18 protein-coding genes and 2 tRNA genes are annotated in these 22,295 nt (G+C 44.5%); 17 read left to right on the forward strand and 3 right to left on the reverse strand.

The window, feature by feature from the left end; genetic code table 11:
* The first annotated feature begins 16 nt into the window (after positions 1–16).
* The 8 genes from HY811_08415 to HY811_08450 all read left to right on the forward strand — a co-directional run bounded on the left by HY811_08415 (position 17) and on the right by HY811_08450 (position 10,454).
* Entirely contained in the window at positions 17–3,892 is a 3,876-nt protein-coding gene (locus HY811_08415) for a PAS domain S-box protein (protein ID MBI4834824.1), read from the forward strand.
* Between the two features lie 96 nt (positions 3,893–3,988).
* Entirely contained in the window at positions 3,989–4,369 is a 381-nt protein-coding gene (locus HY811_08420) for a response regulator (protein ID MBI4834825.1), read from the forward strand.
* Positions 4,370–4,585: 216 nt separating this feature from the next.
* On the forward strand, positions 4,586–5,527 hold the full coding sequence (locus tag HY811_08425) for a GGDEF domain-containing protein (protein ID MBI4834826.1): 942 nt from the start codon (positions 4,586–4,588) through the stop codon (positions 5,525–5,527).
* Between the two features lie 160 nt (positions 5,528–5,687).
* Positions 5,688–5,760, forward strand: a tRNA-Arg gene (locus HY811_08430).
* Positions 5,761–5,797: 37 nt separating this feature from the next.
* Positions 5,798–8,140, forward strand: a complete 2,343-nt coding sequence (locus HY811_08435) for an LPS-assembly protein LptD (GenBank protein MBI4834827.1) — start codon at positions 5,798–5,800, stop codon at positions 8,138–8,140.
* A gap of 27 nt (positions 8,141–8,167) precedes the next feature.
* Complete coding sequence (locus HY811_08440; protein MBI4834828.1) at positions 8,168–9,460, forward strand: UDP-glucose/GDP-mannose dehydrogenase family protein; 1,293 nt, start codon at positions 8,168–8,170, stop codon at positions 9,458–9,460.
* Between the two features lie 20 nt (positions 9,461–9,480).
* Positions 9,481–9,960: a pantetheine-phosphate adenylyltransferase gene (gene coaD, locus HY811_08445; protein ID MBI4834829.1), complete on the forward strand. Its 480-nt coding sequence runs from the start codon at positions 9,481–9,483 to the stop codon at positions 9,958–9,960.
* An 11-nt stretch (positions 9,961–9,971) separates the two neighbouring features.
* Entirely contained in the window at positions 9,972–10,454 is a 483-nt protein-coding gene (locus tag HY811_08450; GenBank protein MBI4834830.1) for a beta-hydroxyacyl-ACP dehydratase, read from the forward strand.
* Between the two features lie 58 nt (positions 10,455–10,512).
* Here HY811_08450 and HY811_08455 read toward each other — a convergent pair whose 3' ends face one another.
* From HY811_08455 to HY811_08465, 3 genes are all read right to left on the reverse strand, one after another.
* On the reverse strand, positions 10,513–11,601 hold the full coding sequence (locus HY811_08455; GenBank protein ID MBI4834831.1) for a hypothetical protein: 1,089 nt from the start codon (positions 11,599–11,601) through the stop codon (positions 10,513–10,515).
* 63 nt (positions 11,602–11,664) lie between these two features.
* Entirely contained in the window at positions 11,665–12,429 is a 765-nt protein-coding gene (locus HY811_08460; protein MBI4834832.1) for a metallophosphoesterase family protein, read from the reverse strand.
* 64 nt (positions 12,430–12,493) lie between these two features.
* Positions 12,494–13,831, reverse strand: a complete 1,338-nt coding sequence (locus tag HY811_08465) for an acetyl-CoA decarbonylase/synthase complex subunit gamma (GenBank protein MBI4834833.1) — start codon at positions 13,829–13,831, stop codon at positions 12,494–12,496.
* Between the two features lie 269 nt (positions 13,832–14,100).
* Between HY811_08465 and HY811_08470 the strand changes: the two genes are divergently transcribed.
* The 9 genes from HY811_08470 (at position 14,101) to HY811_08510 (ending at position 22,278) form a co-directional block, all read left to right on the forward strand.
* Positions 14,101–14,685, forward strand: coding sequence for a 2-oxoacid:acceptor oxidoreductase family protein (locus HY811_08470; GenBank protein ID MBI4834834.1), 585 nt, complete (start codon positions 14,101–14,103; stop codon positions 14,683–14,685).
* Positions 14,673–16,376, forward strand: a complete 1,704-nt coding sequence (locus HY811_08475) for an FAD-dependent oxidoreductase (protein ID MBI4834835.1) — start codon at positions 14,673–14,675, stop codon at positions 16,374–16,376. Before HY811_08470 ends, HY811_08475 begins: the two co-directional genes overlap by 13 nt.
* A 44-nt stretch (positions 16,377–16,420) precedes the next feature.
* The gene (porA, locus tag HY811_08480) at positions 16,421–17,578 is read left to right on the forward strand and encodes a pyruvate ferredoxin oxidoreductase (protein MBI4834836.1); all 1,158 of its coding nucleotides are present in this window, start codon (positions 16,421–16,423) and stop codon (positions 17,576–17,578) included.
* A 165-nt stretch (positions 17,579–17,743) separates the two neighbouring features.
* Positions 17,744–18,625: a 3-methyl-2-oxobutanoate dehydrogenase subunit beta gene (locus tag HY811_08485; protein MBI4834837.1), complete on the forward strand. Its 882-nt coding sequence runs from the start codon at positions 17,744–17,746 to the stop codon at positions 18,623–18,625.
* A 172-nt stretch (positions 18,626–18,797) separates the two neighbouring features.
* Positions 18,798–19,727: an SIR2 family protein gene (locus HY811_08490; GenBank protein ID MBI4834838.1), complete on the forward strand. Its 930-nt coding sequence runs from the start codon at positions 18,798–18,800 to the stop codon at positions 19,725–19,727.
* A 318-nt stretch (positions 19,728–20,045) separates the two neighbouring features.
* Positions 20,046–20,837 carry a hypothetical protein gene (locus HY811_08495; GenBank protein ID MBI4834839.1) on the forward strand — a complete coding sequence of 264 codons (792 nt, stop codon included), beginning with the start codon at positions 20,046–20,048 and terminating at the stop codon, positions 20,835–20,837.
* A gap of 168 nt (positions 20,838–21,005) precedes the next feature.
* Complete coding sequence (locus tag HY811_08500; protein ID MBI4834840.1) at positions 21,006–21,263, forward strand: GIY-YIG nuclease family protein; 258 nt, start codon at positions 21,006–21,008, stop codon at positions 21,261–21,263.
* A 3-nt stretch (positions 21,264–21,266) separates the two neighbouring features.
* Positions 21,267–21,353, forward strand: a tRNA-Ser gene (locus tag HY811_08505).
* Positions 21,354–21,447: 94 nt separating this feature from the next.
* Positions 21,448–22,278, forward strand: coding sequence for a M55 family metallopeptidase (locus HY811_08510; GenBank protein MBI4834841.1), 831 nt, complete (start codon positions 21,448–21,450; stop codon positions 22,276–22,278).
* Positions 22,279–22,295: the final 17 nt, after the last annotated feature.

Below are 22,295 nucleotides of genomic sequence, written 5' to 3' on the forward strand. Positions count from 1 at the left end.
ATTATGACGAACACTTATGTACGACAAGATAATAACCAATCCGAATAAGCCGTTTCTATTAAATACCCGGAAAAACGTAATCGTTGCCTTAAGGCTTATCGTTTTCGCCATCATTTACCTGATTCTCCTGCAGGAACGGGGATTAAAGAACCTGCCGGTTGCTTTCTGGGTAATTACACTGTTATTCGGCCTATCTGAATTGGTATACATCTTCGAGCGGCAAACACACTTTCTCCTACAGCGCATATTGGGCTGGATTTTTATTTTCGATGCAGTCTTAATCGGGCTGATAATTTACTTCCTTTCCGTAAAATCCACCCTGCTTTTTATTACCTATTTTTCCGTGATTGCCATTGCCGCCATTTCCAAAAGCGTCCGTATGGCTTTTATCATCACATTCTTGATAAGCGCTTTTTACCTGTTCATCTCTTTCGAGCAAGGTGATTTTGTCCTGACGGAGTTTCTAACCCGTCCCCTTTTCTTTTTCGGAGTCGCCATCTTTGCCAGCTACCTTTCCGAAGAAAGCGCTACCCACCGCAAGGAACAAAAGAAAACCGAAGGAATACTGGAAAACACACCCTATGTCGGCAGCTACCAAAGCACCCTAGATGGGAATTTTATTTATGTCAACGAGGCGTTTGCCAAGATGCTCGAATATGATTCGGCGGAAGAACTGAAACGGGTCAAAGTGATATCGATCTATAAAAATCCGGAAAACAGGAAACGTTTTATTAAAGCACTTAAAAAAGACGGGCAGATTAATAACTTTGAAGCTGAATTGCTTACCAAAACCGGAAAAACTAGGAATATACTTATAAACGGAATATTGGATGGAGAAATCATATCCGGAGTGGATATGGATATCACCAGACTCAAGCAGACAGAGGAAACGTTACGCGAAAGCCAACGCCAGATTGAGTTCATTATAGGAGCCGCAAAAACAGAACTGGACATCATTGACAGAGAATTTAACCTGCATTATGTCGACCCGGGTTGTGCCAAGAGAACCGGCGACTGGAAAGGGCGAAAATGCTACGAATATTATATGAACCGCAGTAAACCTTGCTCTAATTGCGATGCCCCTAAGGCATTTGAAACCAAGCAGATTTTAACTAGAGAAGATTCGTTGGCTCACAACAATAACATATACACCCATGTCACAAGCATACCCTACCAAAATAAAAACGGCGAATGGCTCCTGGCACAGGTAAACGTGGATATCACCGAGCGCAAAAAGATGGAAAACGCCCTGCTTGAAAGCCAAGGCCAGCTTCAGATGGTCCTCAGGACGGCAAATATAGAAATAGATATAATTGACGAACAATTCAACCTCCATTATGTCGATTCAGAATGGCTCAAGAAAGCAGGTGGTTGGCAGGGGCGCAAATGCTACGAATATTACTGGGGACGCACTGACCTCTGCCCTCATTGCGAAGCCCTTGAAACATTTGAATCCAAGAAACCTTTCATTTTAGAAAGCCCGGCGGCTAATAATCCTGATAAATATGTGCTTATAACAGGTATTCCTTACCAGGATAAAAACGGCAAATGGCTTCTTGCGCAGATAACTATGGATATTACCGCCCGCAAGAAGGCGGAAAACGCCCTGCTTGAAAGCCAACGCCAGATTGAATTCATTCTCGGAGCCGCAAAGACAAGATTGGATATTATTGACAGTCAATTCAATCTGCGCTATGTCGATCCGGAATGGTCCAAGATATTAGGAAACTGGGCCGGGCGGAAATGCTATGATTACGTCATGCACCGTAAAGAACCCTGCACTACCTGTAACGCCCCTAAGGCATTTGAAACCAAGCAGATTTTAGTTATCGAAGGCGGATTAAACGACGGGACTGGCATGCCTACCCTCGTTACAAGCATCCCATACCAGGATAAAAATGGTGAATGGCTGGTCGCCCAAGTAAGTGTCGACATCACAGAGCGTAAGAAGATGGAAAAAGTAATGAATGAAAGCGAGGCGCGTTTCCGGGGCTTCTTTGAATCCTCATCGGTCGGGATGATTATGACCGACCTTAACGCCCAGTTCGTTTTGGTCAACCCGGCCGCCTGCCGGATACTCGGGTATACCAAAGAGGAGCTTATGGCTAAAACCTTCGCGGATATAACATATAAGGATGATTCTTTTAGAGCCATGGAAAATATTGCCAAACTTTTGGATGGGACTATTGGTTCTTATATGGCGGAACGGCGGTACGTCCATAAGGATGGACAACTCATCTGGGGCCAATTAAACGTCGCGCTAGTGCGCGATAGTAATAATAACCCGCTCCATTTTATCTGCCAATTATATGATATCACCGAACGTAAAACTACGGAAGAATCGCTGAAACTCAGCGAGGAAAAATACCGCACCATTATTGAAAATACCGTGGATATAATTTATTCGACTAATATCGAAGGCGAGGTTACCTTTGTCAGTTCACAATGCGCTTCTTTAGGGTATAAACCGGAGGAAATCATTGGCAAGCCGATTTCCTACTTCATTCATCCGGAAGATGTTAAAAGGGTGCTGGATGATTTACAAAAGGCTTTCCGGACCGGAGAGATGTTCCCGGTGAATTTCCGACTGCTTAAAAAGGACAATTCGTTCGTTTATGCGGAAGAAATCGGCAAGATTATTGAATCCCCAGATGGCAAGGTCAATTACATGGGAGTCATTCGCGATATCACCCAGCAAAGGAAGCTCGAAGAGCAGTTGATGCAATCGCAGAAAATGGAAGCCGTCGGCCGGCTGGCCGGGGGGATCGCCCATGATTTCAACAATATTTTGGCGGTGATTAACGGTTACTGTTCGCTTTCCATGGATAATCTTAAGGAAAACGACCCGATAAAAGGCGATATGGAAGAAATCCTGAAGGCTTCAGAAAAGGCGACCATGCTCACCCAGCAACTCCTGTCCTTCAGCCGTAAGCAGATGATTCGTTCCAAGATAATAAATTTAAACACTCTGATTATGGATACGGGGAAAATGCTTAAACGGATTATTAGCGAGAATATCAAACTGGTTACCATTATGGAAGAAGACCTTAAAGATATCAGCGCCGACCCGACCCAAATGGAACAGGTAATCATCAATATGGTAGTCAACGCGCGCGATGCCATGCCTGAAGGCGGAACACTTTCCATTAAAACAGAAAATATCCGGCTGGACGAGGATAGCATTAAGGTGATTCCGGAAAGCCGGTCAGGCGAATTCGTCAGGCTCTCCATCCAGGATACGGGCGTTGGAATGAGTAAAGAAACGATAGAACATGCCTTTGAACCGTTTTTTACGACCAAAGAATACGGTAAAGGTACGGGATTGGGATTGGCAACCGTTTACGGCATCGTCAAACAACATAAGGGTTGGGTAAACATCTACAGCGAACAAGGCAAGGGAACGATTTTTAATATTTATTTGCCGGTGGCCGCGGAAAAAGGAGAAGAACCGGCTACCGGAATGGATAAAACCAGCTCACATGCCCCAACCGCACAACACAGTGTTGGGATGGATAAACAAAATCAAAGTAAACGTATTCTGCTGGTGGAAGACGAGGAAGGCGTGCGTGAATTTATCTTACGAACCCTTACCAATAACAACTATCAGGTCTTCAAGGCGAAAACCGCCGGGGAAGCGCTGGATATATTCAACCGCGAGAAAGGTGATTTTGACCTCGTTTTCAGCGATATTGTCCTACCGGATAAAAACGGCGTCCAAATGGTTCTTGATTTTCTTGCTATTAAACCTGCTTTAAACATCATCTTGAGCAGCGGTTACGCGGATGAGAAATCGCAATGGCCGGTTATCGAGGAAAAAGGGCTTCAGTTCATCCAGAAGCCATATACCACCCCGGAGCTTTTAAAGATGATTAAAGAAACCATAAAATCATAGCTTTATTCCTGCCAGATTAGAACTCCTCCAGGGAAATATTGCATAAAACGGCATTTTCACCTCTATGGGTATCGGTTTTTTGACGATTCTATAAGGATGATTTATTCAAAACCGGTGATCATGGTGGTGGATGACGACCCGGCGATTTGCGCACTCTTGAAACGTTCGCTGGTTAACAACAAATGGGAAGTGAACGTTTTTAATAGCCCACAAGAGGCGCTTGAATACGGGAAAAACAACCGTATAGATTTGATGATAACCGATATCTCTATGCCACAACTAACAGGAACGGAACTAATCAGCAAGATAAAAGCTTCAAAACCGGATATGCCGATTATTGTAATATCAAGCTCAATCAACGATGATGTCATAGAAAAAACCGCCAAACATGGTTTGATCGATTATTTCAGAAAGCCTTTTGACCTAATCTCATTGAAAAACCGGGTTATAGCAAAACTTTCCCTGATTTCTAAATAAAACTCCACAGCTTTATTTGATATTCGTAATCACTATACACCGCTCTTCTAAAACCATGCCAGAACAATATTATTTCTTGTGGTATAGCAAAGAATTCGAAATTGTATTTTAGGCAAAACCAGAACATGAAACTTTCCTAACCACAGAAAATCATATTAAAGTTGTTACGTAATGATTTTCTTGCAAAAACCAGGTTAAAATGTTGAAATGAGTATCATGTCAAAAGGATCAATTAACAACCAGCGTTTAAAATACAAACTGAGCATAATGTATGCGGTGATGACTATTATCCCGGTCCTGTTCCTGCTTTTCATCATACTACAGCTCCTATTTCCAGAACTGAAGGTTATCTTTAAATCCGATAATCTTTTCCTGACCCTTACCATCGGGGTAGGCGGAATACTTCTTATGTCCTTTGCCGGAATCTTGCTCATGTACCGCTCGGTGCGCTCGCTGGAAAACCTTACCCATAGGACGGAAATATTCATGAAAGGGACGTCCGCCGAAAACCCAACGGATATCCGGCTGGTTACGGATGACGAAACGGAAAAGATTTCCCACTATTTTACCAGCCTGGTCGGCGAACTGCAGAAGAAAATGGCAGAAGTAAATAAATATGCCATTGAACTGAGCGAGGCAAACAGGAAACTTAGCCAACTGGCTTTGAAAGACGGCTTGACCGATTTATTCAACCAGACTTATATTAAAGAACGTTTAGGGCAGGAATTCGCCCGCGCCAGGAAATTCAAGCATTCTTTGTCCGTAATGATGATCGACCTCGATAACTTTAAGGAGTTCAACGATAAATACGGACATTTAAACGGCGATCATGCATTGAAAAAAGTGGCGGAAACAATCCTGCATAATATCCGCATTATGGACGTGGCAGGCAGGTACGGCGGAGAAGAGTTCATGGTGATTTTGCCGGAAACAGAAACTTCCATTGTCCAAGGAATCGGAGAGAAAATCAAGAATGCCGTGGCAAGTTTTCCGTTCATAGATACTACGGACAACGAGCGCGGTCATCTCACTATAAGCGTAGGGATTACCACCTATCCAAATTCCGCGGATAACGGCAACGCCCTGATTGTCCAGGCGGATGAAGCCCTTTACCAGGCCAAGAGAAAAGGCAAAAACCAGGTTTTGACATATATCTAATAGAGTTAATAATTACCTCTCTAATTCCCTAATATTTACCCTTCCATGCCCTAAACACAGGCGGTTTTATATTGACTTTGGACTATTTTCAAGATAATACTACTTAACTAAAACCGGTTTCGAGGTGTGTGCCCGTAACGGATGCCCTCATTTTCGAAATGCTCCCGTAGCTCAATTGGATAGAGCACTGGCCTCCGGAGCCAGTGATACAGGTTCGAGTCCTGTCGGGGGTAATAAAAAATACCGGCTACTTTAATGTAAAGCTTAACGATGCGCCGTAAAATATATTATCTTTTACTTACTGCTATCTATTTTCTGCTGTCTCCCCTTCTTGCCATTGCCCAGGAAAAACCCCCCGAAAACGGGAAGGCACCCAAGGAAAACGAATTAAGCGCCTACATCAACTACAAAAAAGTCACGATTATCAAGGAAGAACCATTCATCGTCGCCTTTGAGGATGTCTTTGCATACCTGCCTGACCGGACTATCAAGGCGGATTACCTGATTGCCTGGCGATACGGCAAGGCTGAGGAAAAGGCCGAATTTCCTTTTGATGAAATCTACTGCGAAGGAAATATCCATATAACCATGGAAAAAGACACCATCCACGCGGAGCGGGCTTATTACAATCTTAAAAACGGACAGGGCATCATAAAGAATATCGAATGGCGTACAGTCTTGACCGATGAAAATGGAAACGTTTCATCCAACAGCCTTCCGTTGGTAATACGCGCTGCCGAAATCATCCAGACAACCCCAAATGTCTTTAAGGCTTATAAAGCATCCGTAACCACCTGCCCGCACGGCAAGCCGCATTATGATTTATTTGCCTGGAAAGTGGTTTTTACTAAGGTGGGCACGGATAAAACCATAAGCTTGTATCACATAATCCCAAGATACGAAGGCATCCCGTTTCTTTACGTTCCCTATATGTATAAAATAATCGGCAACGATCCGCTTATCCGCTCGCTCCGCGGGGAGCGCAACACCCGTTTCGGATTCACGACCATTGTCGAACTGGGAGTCAATATAAACAAATATAAGTGTGATGAAAACGGGGAACCTGTCAAGGATAAAAACGGTTTTTACGTACCTAAACGCTGGGGAGATTTATCGCTTGAAAACGATTATTACAGGAAGCGCGGAATGGCCTGGAAGCCGGAGCTTGAATACAGATGGAATAATTACTACGGGAAAGTTGGCGGGTTTTATATAAGGGATAAAGGGCCTGACCCAGATAACGACTATGATCGCCAGTTCCTGCCCATGGAAGAGGAAAAGCGGTGGCGCGTTAAGGTTTTTAACCGGCATTACAATTTCCTTGGTATTTCCGATTTAAGATACGATGTGGAATATTCAGGCATGAGCGACCGCAATGTCCTCTTGGAATATTTCGAGCAAGAAGCCAGGGAGGATAAAGAACAGGAAACTTACGCATACCTGCGCTGGACAAAAGAAAACACCGGGCTGACATTCCTGGAACGCCCGCGCATAAATGATTTTCAAACACAAACCGAATATCTACCCCAAATAAAAGCGCAAGTTTTTAAAATATCTAAGGATGTTTTCCTGCCACTTTATTTTTCTTCCTTTAATGAATTATCAAATATCAGGCGCAGGTTCGATGAGATCGACCCTCGTTCAAATATACTTCGCCTAATCAGGTTTGATAGCCTTAATGAATTATCAACCTCTTTCGGGCTGAGGTCTGTCAATTTTACGCCTTTTGCTTCGGGAAGATTCACCACTTACGAAAACGGCTCCCTGGAGGAAGGATACAAAGACCGCTTTATCGGTTCTCAAGGAATAAGGACTTTTAGCCAGTTTCATCGTTTTTTTAACACTGAGGCTCCTAAATTCGGCATAGACAAAATACATCATTTGCTGTCGCTTGACATCCGATATAGTAATAATATGGTCGTAACTAGCAAACCCGCGGAACTGATTCAATACGATAATACGGATAAGCTGGATTATTTTTCTGAGTATTATCTGGAAATTAGAAATAGGTTTGAAACCAGATGCGAAGAAAGATATTTCCAGTTTATGGAACTCGGGTTAGCCGCGGAATATTACCCGAGACCCGGAAGGGATACGGTGGGCGAAAAAAGTTCAAATTACCTTTACCCAATGAACTGGATTACCTTATCTCCAGAAAACCCAACCGCAACCTTACCGGTTTTTCCCAAACGGCATCTTTCAAATATCAACATGGATTTAACCTTGACCCCCAGGGCTATATTTTCCGTAAATTCAGATGCTGAATATAACACTTATAAAAAACTAATTGAGGTAATGAACAGCACATTAAACATCACCCCTTATCCGGAATGGAACCTGGGGTTTTTCCACCATTACCTACGCGACCAAGCGAACACGGTCGGTTTTTCCCTATCCTGTAGCCCGATTGATAAATGGTGGCTTAAAATCTCCGAACAGTACGATTTCGAATTAAATAAATTCAGTGCAATATCGTATAACCTCCAGCGCGATTTGCATGAGTTTTTATTGGAATTCGGGATAGTCAGGGATACGGGAAAAGACGAGTTTCTATTTTATGTTAATATAAGCCCGAAAGGGTTGTTCAAGCGGAAGATAGGATTTTCTTATTAAACCATTTTTATCATCAAAGGACAATTTATGAAACTAACGATTATCGGAAGCGGACATGTCGGCCTCGTAACCGGATTATGCTTTGCCCGAAAAGGATACCAGGTGCTTTGCGTAGATAATGACAAAGAAAAAATATCCATCCTAAAAAAAGGCATCGTCCCTTTTTATGAACCAGGGCTGGATAAGATGCTTAAGGACAGCATGCGTAAAAAATGCATTTCGTTTTCCACTTCGGTCAAAGAAGGCGTCAAACATGCCGAGGTGCTGTTTATCGCCGTAGGCACTCCTTTGGGTGATGACGGCTCAGCAGACCTTTCTTATATAGAAAATGTATGCCGTGGAATTGCCCGGTCATTGAAGGATTACCGGGTTATCGTGGAAAAAAGCACCGTCCCGGTCCGGACCGGCGAAAGAATGAAACGCCTGATAAAGAAATATTCAGGCGGAGCTGATTTTGATATCGTTTCAAACCCGGAATTCCTGCAGGAAGGAAAGGCATTGAAAACAACTCTTTATCCGGACAGAATTATCATCGGCGTGGAATCCAAAAAAGCCGAACGCGTAATGAGAAGGCTATATGCCCGCTTTAAGGCACCGATAATCGTGACGGATTTGGCCAGCGCTGAGCTTATAAAACATGCTTCCAATTCTTTCCTGGCGTTGAAAATCTCTTACATCAACGCGGTTGCCCGTGTCTGCGAATTGAGCGGAGCCGACGTAACGCAGGTAGCATACGGGATAGGACTGGATAAACGGATCGGGCGGGAATTCCTGAAAGCCGGACTTGGTTACGGCGGATATTGCCTACCCAAAGATGTGGCGGCTTTTGCACACATCTCCGAACGCCTAGGCAATAAATTCGACCTTTTGCATGAAGTACAAAAAATAAACTTGGAACAACGTAAAATGTTTGTCGCAAAGGCGGAAAAAGCTTTGGGCTTGCTAAAGGGCAAGAAAATCGCGCTTTGGGGGCTTTCTTTTAAGCCCGATACGGATGATACCCGCGAATCGCCTGCCGTGGCAATCGCTGCCAGGCTTATCAAGCTAGGTGCAAAAGTACAGGCGTATGACCCTAAAGTAAAGCCTTCTAAAATCCCTTCCCTTAGAAACCGGATAAAACTTTGCTCATCGCCTTACGAAGCGGTTAAAGAAACACACTGCCTTTTGATCGCTACGGACTGGGCTGAATTCAAAGAAGCCGATTTTAAGCGGATAAAGAAAGAAATGCTGCGCCCGATAATCATAGACGGGCGAAATATGCTTGAGCCAAAAAATATGAAGAATCTTGGATTTGTCTATCACGGAATGGGGAAATCATAAAAACATAAGGAGGTTTAAAAATGAGCAAAGCAATATACGCAGGTTCTTTTGACCCTGTAACCAAAGGACATATTGATGTTATTGAACGAGGGGGCAAGATTTTTTCCGAATTGATTGTAGCGGTAGCGGATAACCTTTCAAAACCGCCTATGTTTACCAAAGAAGAACGTATAAAAATGATAAAAAGCGGCGTAAAAAAGTATAAAAACGTCCGCGTTGATTCGTTCGAAGGGCTCTTGATAGATTATGTCCGTAAACAAAAAACAAATATCATATTAAGAGGCATCAGGACGATGTCAGATTTTGAATATGAATTTCAAATGGCGCTGACTAACCGGGCAATCGCACCGGATATCGAAACCGTATTTGTCATGACCTGTGAAAAGTTTTCTTATATAAGCTCCAGGCTCCTTAAAGAAGCCGCTATCTTGGGCGCTGATATATCAAAATTCGTCACCCCGGAAGTGTTGACGGAATTGAACAAAAAGATAAAGAGCTAAAGGAGGATGCTATGGCGCCTATTTTCCTTATCGGATTAGATCAGTTTGACATAACTAAAATCGTATTTGATTCTAAAGTAATCGAACAAGCCAACCCTCACCGGTTTGAAATGCGCTTATTAGATGGAATTCTCCTGTTCAAGCCTGAGGAAGGATTAATTGTCGGTTATAAAGACAGCCGCCCTGATGAATTCTGGGTGCGCGGCCATATTCCCGGACGGCCTCTTATGCCTGGCGTGTTAATGATAGAAGCGGCTGCCCAGCTAGCCAGCTTTTATTACAAAATGACGGAAGGGAAAAACGACCAGAGGTTTTTAGGGTTCGGGGGGGTCAATGACGTTAAATTCCGCCATACGGTTGTGCCGGGAGACAAGCTTATTATCCTGGGGAAATGCCTTGAAATGCGTTCCCAGCGGCGCATTATATTCGCCAGCCAGGGCGTGGTAAACGGCAAACTTGCGTTCGAATCGACTATTATCGGAATGGCCGTATAGAAATAATTTCAAGCTCTCCGGATTTATCATCGAAACATGGAGAGCATGCCTGATTTAATTATTCTTCTCCAACCGGAACTAATTCTTCATCCGGCTCATCTATATCAATTTCAGGAGGCGTGTCATCCTCTTTTTTGGATTCAGTCTTTTTATCTTTTAATTCTTTTCCTTCTTTCACATCCTTAATTGATTCTACTTCAAGGGATTCTCCTTTTTTTACTTTTTCCACAGCACTCTCAATGTCACCCTTTACCGGCAGATCATTGCTATCTTTAAGCAGATTTTGCAGGTTTGCAATGGTTTCTCTGCGATTTTCTTCATCAACGCATCCCTTTTCCATGTATTTCCTGGCTATCTCGGAAAAACGGCGCCTCAACGGATCTTCAAATGTTTTTAGCTCTTTTTCCGCATTGACAAAACCTTTATACCCGCGCCGGTTAGTCTTAATAACGCCGTTTAATTCTTTAATCAATTCAGTTTTATTTTCTTTTTCCTTCAGCTTCGCGATTTTCTCCCACCTTTTATCCAAGTCTTCTATAATATCCTCGATTTTATCAGCCACTTTATCGAAAGCATCCAGCACTTTTTTGTTTGTCGGCGGAACAGGGATTTGCTCCATGAAATTGCCGTATTGATCCAATATAACGGCAACCCCTCCTTTTTTAAGCTTATTAATTTTATAAAACTCGTTTATTTCGGGATCAACGATTTCCCCTTTTTTATTAACCTCTACAAAGATACTGGCGAATATAGCTTTTTCCTTAGAATACCTTACGATATCATTGTCATAATTGGGTGGGAACTGTTCTTTATCGGAAAAATAAAAGTACAGGAACAAAGGCTTTTGCTCTTCACGCATCAGGGAAAAAGATTCATCAAACCTCTCTGTCTTCCAGTTAATTTCCGCTTCCTCTATTGAAGAATCGGTAGCAATGTTGTTATTATTGTTGTTGTTTTGCTGTTCCTGTTTTTTCTTCTCAGCTTCTTTTTTCACCTCTTCCACTTTCTTCTTTATTTCCTCTTTTTTCTGCTCCTTCTTAGGCGCGGGAGCGGGCTTCTTTTTACCCTCCGCTAAAACATCCGCGTTCGGGCAAATTATCATCGCCGCCAGGAAAGCCGTAAATATCAGCCACTTGCTTTTTAACATATGTTTTCTCCTATTTACATATCTATATATTAAACACCATTATAGCAAAAAAGTTGCGCAAAATCAAGTGCCTTTTCTTAATCTTATCCACAAGGATTTATCCAGCGTCATCAGCGATTGCATCGTGGCAACCGTCTTTTCGATATCATAAACGACCCTCCGGTGAATCACGTTTGTGCCGTCGAAAATGGCATAAGACGCCCTCGGGTCACCGTCACGCGGCTGCCCGACCGAGCCGGGATTAATCAGCGTTTTGGTACCCAACAACAACGGATACGTTTCATAATTCTGCCATTCGGGATGCACCAGGTAAAAATCAGACGTGCAAATATACGGAATGTGAGTATGCCCGACAAACCCGATAGTTTCAACCAGTTCGAAATTATATTTAAGGGACGCTTTCACCTCGGGCGTCAGGTTGAAGAAATCATCCTTCTTAATCACATATTCATCTATTTCGCCGCGAGGGGAACCATGCGTATAAATAACACCATCTCTTTTATATTCATACTGAAGGCTATCAAAGAAATGTTTTACCTGCGGATGCCTTTTGTTGTAATTGATAACTTCCTTAGTCCAGTTAATCGCCCTTTGCGCCGTCGGGTTAAAATTGGTTTTATCCTTGAAAAGCGCCAATTCATGGTTACCGTAAAGATTAATTATATTGTTTTCAAGAGATTTAACGATGCATTCAACCGGATTCGGCCCGTAACCAACCAAGTCTCCCAGAGAAATTATTTCGGTAATACCCTGGGCTCTAACGTCATCCAGAACCGCCGTAAAGGCTTCTATATTGGAATGAACATCGGCAATAATGGCTTGTAACATACCTCTAAAACACGAAACTAATAACCCGAAAACACCCCGAATGCTTTCGGGGGTGATTCCGTGTTTACTTCCAGACGTTCTTTAAATATGACGGAATGGCTGAAGCCTCCCTCGGGCCGACCATTACCTGCCAACCTGATTCCGCTTCCAGCTTGCCGCTTAAGACTGCCACATAACCCGGAATAATCAGCTTTTTATGTTTTACCACTTCGGAAACCTTGTAATCGGCAATCGCCTTTGCAATTATTTTCTCATTAAACTTATCGGCCGCAAAGGCAGTCAGGACAGACATGCCTTCTGTATTGACAACCACAATATAAGTCGGTACTTTACTTGCCTCGATTTCCGGTTGCACCGTAAAATATGTAAGCGAGAAATTCGTCGTCACCAAAACCGGGGATTGGTCGGTGACATTCCCAACAGGATAAATCTTAGATTCCACCTGTATCGGTTTCTGCGGGTCGGTATAAATATTCTGCCTGAGGCTAACCAAAGCCAATCCCTGCCATAAAGAGGCTTCCGGCATGACCACAATGCCGGCATACTTGGCAATAAAAGTACCTGCAAAAAGCACGGACTGATATGTATCCACGGCCGGAGCGAATAAAATTATCGGGAAACCAAGCGGACGGAACGTTTTCTTTAAAGCCAATCGCCTGATTTGCGTAATATCCGAAAGTAATTTAGGCAGTTCCGTGCTTCCCGGATTTATAACCAACTCTTTTATGCCCAGTGCCGTAATCTTCGTGGTCAACTCAGCCAAATCATCCAGATTTTTTCCGCTAACGCCTAAAGGGCATTTATATTTCCTTGCGAGCTCTGCCATTGCCTGGTAATTTTCCGCATTTGCCCCGTAAAGCAATGGTCTCCGGTCTTCGCAAAGTTTTACGCCCGCTTCCATCACCGCCGGATTTGTGCTTACTAAAATAATCGCCAGTTTTGAATTCGCCGCAACCGTCTTGGCGGCTTCAGCAAATTTATCCGGATTATTGCTTTTATCTGTTACGGCAATAAGCTCAAATTTAACCTTCTTGCCAACCCGGTCGAATTCTAGGGCATTGACACTTTTAACCTTCGCCGTAATATCTGAAGCCGAAAGGCTATCCGCAATCTCCACGGCCAAACCGGTCGGATGGTAAAATGTCTGTTCATGCCGGAAAAGGACCGTCTCGTTGCCGATTTCAACCTTATTATCTCCGGTTCCTATGGTCACCAACTGAATGGGCGGCATGGAGGCGCTGTCTAATTTATTCTTCGCCTCGGCTGAAACATCCGGGCATTTATCCAGAGAAGCCTTCTTACTGGCTAAAGACATCGCAAAAGCCAGACAGGTGGGCACTCCGCATTTCCCGCAGTTTGTCTTGGGCAACATTTTATAGATATCTAACCCTGTCAATGCCATAATAAGCAATCCTTTTCTATTATCACTGACCGACGTTTAAAAATCATATACCCATGGGCAAAATCCGTCAAGAAAATTACTATCTGCTAACCTTAATGTGATTTTCAGTGGTTAGGAAATCTTCAAATATTCGTTCCTAAAACCCGAAAAGCCTAAGAATATTTTCCTATACCACAAGAAAAAACACTAATTAAAACCATTTTTCTTGACCCTTTTGATAAACTTGGTTTATACTATATGGACTTGCGATAGGAAACTGACAGATTATTATGATTGAAATAAGATTCCACGGTCGAGGCGGACAGGGAGCAGTGGTTGCCTCGGAAATACTCGCCAACGCATTTTTCTTTGAAGACAATTCGGTCCAGACATTCCCGGAATTCGGAGTGGAACGCCGCGGCGCACCGGTGGCCGCCTATCTTCGCATAGATAAAACACAGGTCCTGGTCCGTTGCAAGATATACGAACCTGACCATATCATCGTCCTTGACCCGACACTGCTTAACGCGATTGATGTCACGGTGGGCTTAAAACCCAATGCCTGGATTCTGGTCAACAGCAACCGCAAACCGGAAGAACTTGGGTTCCCTTCCAAATTCCGCGTGGCAACCATAGACGCGACCAGCCTGGCTATCAAATACAACCTGGGGCCGAGGACTTCCCCTATCGTCAATACGGCCATACTCGGCGCGTTTTCCAATATCAGCCGTTTTATGCCGATTAAAGTATCCATGGAAAGCATTTGCAAAGCCATTAAGAAAAAAGTCCCGATTCAAATGGAAAATAATATCAAAGCCGCCCAGGAAGCTTATAATTTAGTCGTAACTAAAGAGGCATTATTATGTCCAAAATAAAAGTTATTCCGACCACTTTAAAAGTAAAGCAACTCCCCCCGACAGCAATTTCCATGTCCAATATGCTCTTTAATAAAACCGGCTCCTGGCGCAATTACAAACCGGAATATAACGAAAAACTACCGCCCTGCAACGCCGCCTGCCCGTCAGGTGAAAAAATACAGGGCTATCTCTATCTCGTAAAGAATCATAAGTTTGCCGAGGCATGGCAGCTTCTCAAACAGGATAATCCACTGCCGGCCGTCTGCGGGCGAGTCTGCTTCCACCCGTGCGAAGTGGAATGTAACCGCGGGGATTATGACGAATCAATCGGTATCCATAATGTCGAACGCATCATAGGCGATTACGGCCTCAAGCATAATTTGCGGGTTAAAACCGGTGCCAAGAGAAAACAGCAAATCGCCATTATCGGCGGCGGACCAGCCGGAATATCCTGCGCCTACCATCTCGCAAAGATGGGTTATAAACCAACCATATTCGAGGCAGAAAGGCAATTGGGCGGAATGCTCCAATACGGAATACCCTCTTACCGCCTGCCTAAAAATATACTCCAGAAGGAAATAAATTCCATCATAAAAATGGGCGTAAAGGTTAAAACCGGAATGCGCGTGGGCAAGAACCTCTTTATCGAAGAACTCGCCAATAAATACCATGCCGTCCTTATCGCCACCGGAGCGTATAAGGAAAGAGCGCTCGATATCCCGGGCGAAGAAACACGCGGCGTCATCGGGGCGCTGGATTTCCTGCATGAGGTGAATTCCGGGAAAAAGCCCAAAATATCCAAAGACGTGGTTATCATCGGAGGCGGCAACGCGGCAATGGACGCGGCGAGGAGCGCTTTAAGGATGGGCGCCCATCCAAAGGTTATCTACCGCCGGACCAGGAACGAAATGCCCGCCATCCCGGATGAAATACGCGATACCGAAGAGGAAAAAATAGATTTCGTCTTTCTGGCCGCTCCGGTCAAAGTTATCTCCAAAAACAATAAAGTTGTCGCGATTGAATGCATAAAAATGAAGCTCGGTTCTGCGGATTCCTCCGGACGCCGTAAACCCATTCCGGTTAAAGGCTCCAACTTCCGCATAAAAACCGGAACGATTATAAAAGCCATCGGAGAATCTCCCGAAACAAGCTTTATCCCGGCCAGTCTCCTTAAAGACAATCTGGTCTGCGTGGATAAATGGGGAATGACCGCACAAAACAATATCTTCGCGGCGGGCGATACGGTTACCGGGCCGAAAACGGTTGTCGAAGCCATCGGCGCGGGAAAACGCTCCGCTCAGGCAATTGATAAATACGTAAGAACCGGCACAGTATCATTCAAGGAAGTGCCTGAAATAAAACCGGTCCGGTTTGAACAGCTTAATACCGCTTATTTCGAACACGCCCCGCGCGTCTCGATGCCCCACCTGGAATTTAAAGAGCGGGTTAAGAGCACCAAAGAGGTATATCTGGGCTACAAGCCGAATGACGCCATAACCGAATCAGACCGGTGTTTCAGCTGCGGAGTCTGCAACTTCTGCGATAACTGCTGGGTCTTCTGTCCCGATATGGCAGTGATAAAAAAGAAAAGCAAACCTGCCCGACAGTCAGGCGGGTACGAATTCAATTACGATTATTGCAAAGGCTGCGGCATCTGCGCCTCGGAATGCCCCAGAAACGTAATTTCATTAGTTGAGGAGAAAAAGTAAATAAGTCTCTTAGGCTCTTAGCCTTTTAGACTTTTAGCCTTATTATGAAAGAAGTAACCACCGGAAATCACGCGGTCTCTTACGGCGCGATGTTAAGCCGCGCGCAGGTAATCGCCGCATACCCGATTACCCCGCAGACCCAAATCGTGGAGTTACTCTCCAATTTCTGCGCCACGGGAAAACTCAAAGCCAAGTTTATCAAGGTGGAATCCGAACATTCGGTCATGGCGGCTTCTATCGGCGCATCTCTTGCCGGAGCGCGCGCCTTCACCGCTACCAGCGGACAGGGACTCGCCTTGATGCACGAAATGATACACTGGGCGGCTAACGGACGTCTCCCCATCGTCATGGCGGATGTCAACCGCTCCATGGCGCCCGGCTGGTCTATCTGGACCGACCAGAACGATACCCTTTCCCAGCGCGATACCGGCTGGATACAGCTCTATTGCGAATCTTCCCAGGAAGTAACCGACAGCATCATCCAGGGATTCAAAATCGCCGAAAACGTCTACCTGCCGGTCATGGTCATCCTGGATGCCTTTGTGCTGTCGCATACTTCGGAAGTAATCGATTTGCCGGATATCAAACTGGTGGATAAATACCTTCCGCCGTTCAAACCCAAAGACAAGCTGGATTTGAAAAACCCCCGCGCCTTCGGCGGATTGGTTACGCCGGACTTTAATTTCGAACTGAAATATAAAATGCAGGAGGCCATGAATAAAACGATTCCGGTTGCCAAATGGGCCGACCGGGAATTCAAGCGCGTCATCGGCCGCTCCTACGGAATTATCGAAGCCTATAAATGCGAAAAAGCGGATACTATTCTCGTCACTTCCGGCACGATTACCTCGACCAGCCGTTACGTAATAAACCAATTGCACGCCCAGGGCAAAAAGAACGTCGGGATATTGAAAATCAGGATGTTCCGCCCCTTCCCGGCAAAAGAAGTCGTCAGCGTCTTGGGCAAAGCCAAAAAGGTCGCCGTTATCGACCGCAATATCGGCTACGGGGTCGGCGGCATATTCTGCCAGGAAGTCAAGGCCGCTTTCGGGAATGAAAAGAAACACCCGGAATTCTTCAACTTCATTACCGGCATCGGCGGGCGAGACGTTACCCCAAAGGATATCCAAGGCATTATTGATTATACCGAAACCCATAAAAAGCCCAAAGAGGAAATCGTTTGGGTTGGATTGCGAAAATGAGTAGACACGAAAACATGAAAATGACCACGAAGACACGAAAAATAAATCCGTGTTTTTGTGTAGCATGCTTTCGTGCTTTCGTGTATTAGTATTAAATTTCGAGATTTCGTGTTTATATATTAACTATTTCGTGCTTTAGAGTATTAAGTTTCGTGATTTCGTGTTATGAGAAATGAAATACCGTTAGAAGAAAACCTGAATTCAGGGCATCTGGCATGCCCCGGTTGCGGCGGCTCGCTTTCCATGCGCCTTGCCTTAAAGGCGCTCGGCAAGAAGACATATTTGGTCCTGACCGCCTGTTGCTGGTCGATTATAGACGGTCCCTTCCCATATTCAGCGGTTAAACTGCCGCTCATGCACACGGCGTTTGAAACCGCCGGCTCGGCATCTTCAGGCGTCCGCGCGGCATTAGACATCTTAGGCAAAAAAGATATTACCGTCATGGCATGGGCAGGCGACGGCGGAACGTTTGATATCGGGATACAAGCCCTTTCCGGCGCCGCGGAACGCAACGAAGACTTTATCTATTCCTGTTATGATAACGAGGCATACATGAATACCGGCATCCAGCGCTCTTCCGGCACGCCCTGGGGCGCCTGGACCACCACCACCCCGGAAAGTAAAGGCGAGCAGAAAAAGAAAATGATGGAAATCATGGCCGCGCACCGGATTCCTTACGCCGCGACTCTCTCCCCGGCTTATCCGGAAGATTTTATCCGGAAATACAAGAAAGCCAAATCCATTAAAGGCACTAAGTTCATGCACATACTTTCCCCCTGCCCGCCCGGATGGAAGACATCGTCAGAGCAATCAATGAAGCTCTCGCGGATGGCGGTTGAAAGCGGCGTTTTCCCGCTCTATGAAGTGGAAAACGGAACTAAGTATACGCTCAACTATCCTTCGGCAGACTTTAAAATCAAGCCGATTAACGAATACGTATCAATGCAGGGAAGATTCAGGCACCTCAACAAAGAGCAAATTAAGTTCATGCAGGAAAACGTCACCTCCGAATGGCAGCGGCTCTTGCGCAAACTCAAGTACGCGTAAAGCTCTTCTCCTAACCTTTAACTTTTAACCTTTAACATGCGACTGTAAGGAGTCCCGATTTTATATCGGATAACATACAACCCCATTAAATATTGACTCTTCCCGCGGGAAAGGTAGAATAGAAAATCAGTAATGCATCCTCTGAATAAGATAGATAATAAAGCGGATAATTATGGGAAACACTTGTTTTTTATTGGGTGCTGGTTTTACTCATGCCGTTACGAACGGAAAAGCACCTTTGACCTCTGGTTTAGTACCGCTGATTAAAAATATAATTACGGATGATTTGCAAGATACTCTTAACCATGTTGGCGACAACATTGAATTATTTATTACTTTGTTGGATTTAGAGGAGCGCTACACCGTACAAAATGAACGCAGAGATAAAATCAGCGAATGCAAAAAGAAAGTGATCGATAAAATAATTGATTGCTATGATATAGATAAATTTACTGAGCATTTTCCTTTATGCGAGTCATTCGTTAAGAAGGTCAGCGATAATGCTTGTATTTTAACGCTAAATTATGATTGTCTATTAGACAGATACTTATATTTAAGTAAAAGATGGTCTCCGCACGGAGGATATTTTGCCCAGCAATTTCCTTCAAGCATAAAACATAATTCTAATCTAGATAATGTACTACTGTTAAAATTACATGGTTCTTGCAACTTTAGGAATAATAGTGGGAATTTAGACTACCCTAATATTGAGGTTTCCAGCAAGATTTTCCCCAGCATTCATGCGGAAATAAATACGCGGAATTATAAACGGGATGAGGGGGCTCATGTTTTAATTATGAGTTATTTAAAACAATATCATAATGGTATAATGATGCTATGGAGAGAAGCAATAGAAACATTGAAGAATGCTAATAGGCTTACTATTATAGGCTGTTCACTCCGAGATGAAGATATATTTCTAAGATACGCCTTATATCATTTTGGGACTAAAGAAAATACAGACAAATTCGTCATTGAAATAGTTGATAAGAATAAAAATAGTGGTGAAACGATAAAGTCAAAAATAGAAGAATTGGTTGGATTTCCTGAGAAACAAGAGTATAAAATATATAATGACTTAAAGGAATATTTAGGGGATTGAGGGAAATAGCATACTGAACTATGAATTTTCTGAATAGTGACTCTGTATAGTGACTGAATAATTATAGATACCACGTCTTGTAATTCTCTTATGTAATAAAGCACGCTTTACCTAAACCCGCAACTGCCATTTCCCTAATCCGCAAGAGCCATTCCACCAATCGCCAAGAGCCATCCCTCTAACCCCCAAAAGCCATCCCCCTACCCTACCCCCCACCCCTAGAGCGGGGGTAGGTGTTCCTAACCGCCTTATAAATCACATGATAGAAAGACACCTTTTTCGTGGGCGTTTTTGAGACCTTATGCTATATTATCTGATATGGAACTGCCAATCCTCTCTAAAATCAAGATAGCCGTCTTTATCCCTGAAGAGCCGCCCAAGGGATATCTGGAAAAATGGCGTGATTCCATGAAAAAAGCCGCCCCCAAAATGCGACTTGGCATCAAACAGGCAATCAGCGGGATAGGCGACTACGCCCAAAAAATAGCCAAGCCGGGCATAAAAGAAATGATTGAATGGCTTAATCAGGGTTACAAAACCAAAACAGGCAAGAACTATGAGAAAATTATCAACAATATGCTGGCGAATATTCCCAAAGGATACGCCCGGTATATGAAAAAAGTGACGCGGGCGTTTAAGGCGGTTAAAGGGAATAAGGCAGACCGTTTTGCCAAAATCATTGATGCCAAGTCTTATTGGGTTGCCTTAAGAAGAAGCCAATTGGTTCTGCCTTTTATCGGGTATAAGGATGTTATCAGGGGACTTGGCCCATTTTCCGCAAGGTGGCTAAACGGTGATTTGGCAGTGATGGAACTCCTTACCAAACAGGATAATTGCTACGGCACAAAACCCTTATTAATTACTGCGCCGGAAAAGGCAGGTGAATTCAGGAATAAGTTTGTCCAGCAAATCTCCAAGTCCGGCGCGCGGATTGTCCAATACGATTACGGCGATAAAATAATCCTGGAAGAAAATAAGGAAATGAACAAACTTATAAATAAATACGCCGACAAAGGCATTGCCGAATTCTCACCCGGGAAATCCTCTCATGTTGATTTTATATTGGAAGGCAATCAACTATTCCTCGATATCCAGGTCGCGCAAGTGTGAAATCCGCCCCCAATACATTTTACTTGATTATTTCAGATTGATATGATAATTTCATCCTACACTTACAAAGGAGAGGTGGCTGAGTAAAGTCGCCCGCCAGAGGCGGGTCCGCCTTCGGCGGAATAGCGGCGGTCTTGCCCGCCAGAGGCGGGAAATGTGAGATAAAATATGGCTTGTGTTTATATATTATACAGTAACACAACCAGGAAATTTTATATAGGCTCCAGCAGAGAAAATAATGCCGATAAAAGAATAAAGGCTCATAATAGCGGAAGAACTAAATCCACAAAATCCGGTCGTCCGTGGATACTTATTTCTATAGAACAACATACAACTTATACGGATGCACGAAAAAGGGAACTATTCCTGAAATCAGGTGTCGGGCGTGCTTGGATTAAAGAGAAATTTGGTTACTACAAAGCATAAATAGGAGAGGTGGCTGAGTGGTCGATAGCGGCGGTCTTGAAAACCGTTGTGGGCGCAAGCCTACCGGGGGTTCGAATCCCTCCCTCTCCGCGGTGAACCACGTTGGGTTCACCGCGAGCCGTAAACTTGAGCATAGCGAATAGTTTACGGACGCAACCATCATTAAACAGAAAGGACTAGAGTCATGAAAGTATTCATCTCCTGCGATATAGAAGGCATTACCGGCGTAATCGAACGCTCCCAGACTGATTTCCATGGCAAAGATTACGATAAAGCCCGTGAATGGATGACCAACGAAGTCAATGCGGTCATTGAAGCGGCACTCGCCTGCAAAGCCACGAAGATTCTCGTGAACGACGCCCACGGCGATATGTTTAATCTACTGATTGATAAACTCAACCCAAAAGCCACCATTATTTCCGGCAGCCATAAGCCGCTCGTGATGATGGAAGGGATTCAAGCCAGATTCGACGCCGCGGCATTTGTCGGATACCACGCGCGGGTCGGGACAACCGGCGGAGTGCTTGACCACACCATGTATGGAAGGGCCGTCCATGAATTCAGGATTAATAACCGCCTCTTCGGCGAGACCGGCATAAACGCCCTGATTGCCGGACACTATAAAACACCGGTCGTTCTGGTCTGCGGTGATGATAAAACCGCGCGCGAGGCAAAGTCATTCCTCGGAAAAGTGGAAACGGTTGAGGTTAAGCGCGGCATCACCCGCTATGCCGCGGAATCGGTCCATCCGACTGAAGCGGTAAAACGGATTAAAGAAGCGGCGCTGGTCGCATTTAAGGATTATAAATCCTATAAGCCTTTCATAATGAAAGGGCCGCTTAATCTTGTCTTGGAATTTATGGATAGCGGAATGGCGGATGAGGCGAGCCTGATGCCCGGCACCAAGCGCCTTAACGGGTTTAGGGTCGCCTACAAAGCGCGCGATATCGTCGAGCTCTGCCAGGCATCTATGGTCTTAATAACCCTGGCGGCGCAGACCCTGCCGAGGAAATGAGCCGAGAGCAACCACAG

The sequence above is a fragment of the Planctomycetota bacterium genome, assembly GCA_016207825.1.
Lineage (GTDB): Bacteria > Planctomycetota > MHYJ01 > JACQXL01 > JACQZI01 > JACQZI01.

Coding starts and splice junctions, on each gene's coding strand:
- HY811_08415 (MBI4834824.1), top strand. CDS start 17: ATGTACGACAAGATAATAACCAATCCGAATAAGCCGTTTCTATTAAAT.
- HY811_08420 (MBI4834825.1), top strand. CDS start 3,989: ATGATTTATTCAAAACCGGTGATCATGGTGGTGGATGACGACCCGGCG.
- HY811_08425 (MBI4834826.1), top strand. CDS start 4,586: ATGTCAAAAGGATCAATTAACAACCAGCGTTTAAAATACAAACTGAGC.
- HY811_08435 (MBI4834827.1), top strand. CDS start 5,798: ATGCGCCGTAAAATATATTATCTTTTACTTACTGCTATCTATTTTCTG.
- HY811_08440 (MBI4834828.1), top strand. CDS start 8,168: ATGAAACTAACGATTATCGGAAGCGGACATGTCGGCCTCGTAACCGGA.
- coaD (MBI4834829.1), top strand. CDS start 9,481: ATGAGCAAAGCAATATACGCAGGTTCTTTTGACCCTGTAACCAAAGGA.
- HY811_08450 (MBI4834830.1), top strand. CDS start 9,972: ATGGCGCCTATTTTCCTTATCGGATTAGATCAGTTTGACATAACTAAA.
- HY811_08455 (MBI4834831.1), bottom strand. CDS start 11,601: ATGTTAAAAAGCAAGTGGCTGATATTTACGGCTTTCCTGGCGGCGATG.
- HY811_08460 (MBI4834832.1), bottom strand. CDS start 12,429: ATGTTACAAGCCATTATTGCCGATGTTCATTCCAATATAGAAGCCTTT.
- HY811_08465 (MBI4834833.1), bottom strand. CDS start 13,831: ATGGCATTGACAGGGTTAGATATCTATAAAATGTTGCCCAAGACAAAC.
- HY811_08470 (MBI4834834.1), top strand. CDS start 14,101: ATGATTGAAATAAGATTCCACGGTCGAGGCGGACAGGGAGCAGTGGTT.
- HY811_08475 (MBI4834835.1), top strand. CDS start 14,673: ATGTCCAAAATAAAAGTTATTCCGACCACTTTAAAAGTAAAGCAACTC.
- porA (MBI4834836.1), top strand. CDS start 16,421: ATGAAAGAAGTAACCACCGGAAATCACGCGGTCTCTTACGGCGCGATG.
- HY811_08485 (MBI4834837.1), top strand. CDS start 17,744: ATGAGAAATGAAATACCGTTAGAAGAAAACCTGAATTCAGGGCATCTG.
- HY811_08490 (MBI4834838.1), top strand. CDS start 18,798: ATGGGAAACACTTGTTTTTTATTGGGTGCTGGTTTTACTCATGCCGTT.
- HY811_08495 (MBI4834839.1), top strand. CDS start 20,046: ATGGAACTGCCAATCCTCTCTAAAATCAAGATAGCCGTCTTTATCCCT.
- HY811_08500 (MBI4834840.1), top strand. CDS start 21,006: ATGGCTTGTGTTTATATATTATACAGTAACACAACCAGGAAATTTTAT.
- HY811_08510 (MBI4834841.1), top strand. CDS start 21,448: ATGAAAGTATTCATCTCCTGCGATATAGAAGGCATTACCGGCGTAATC.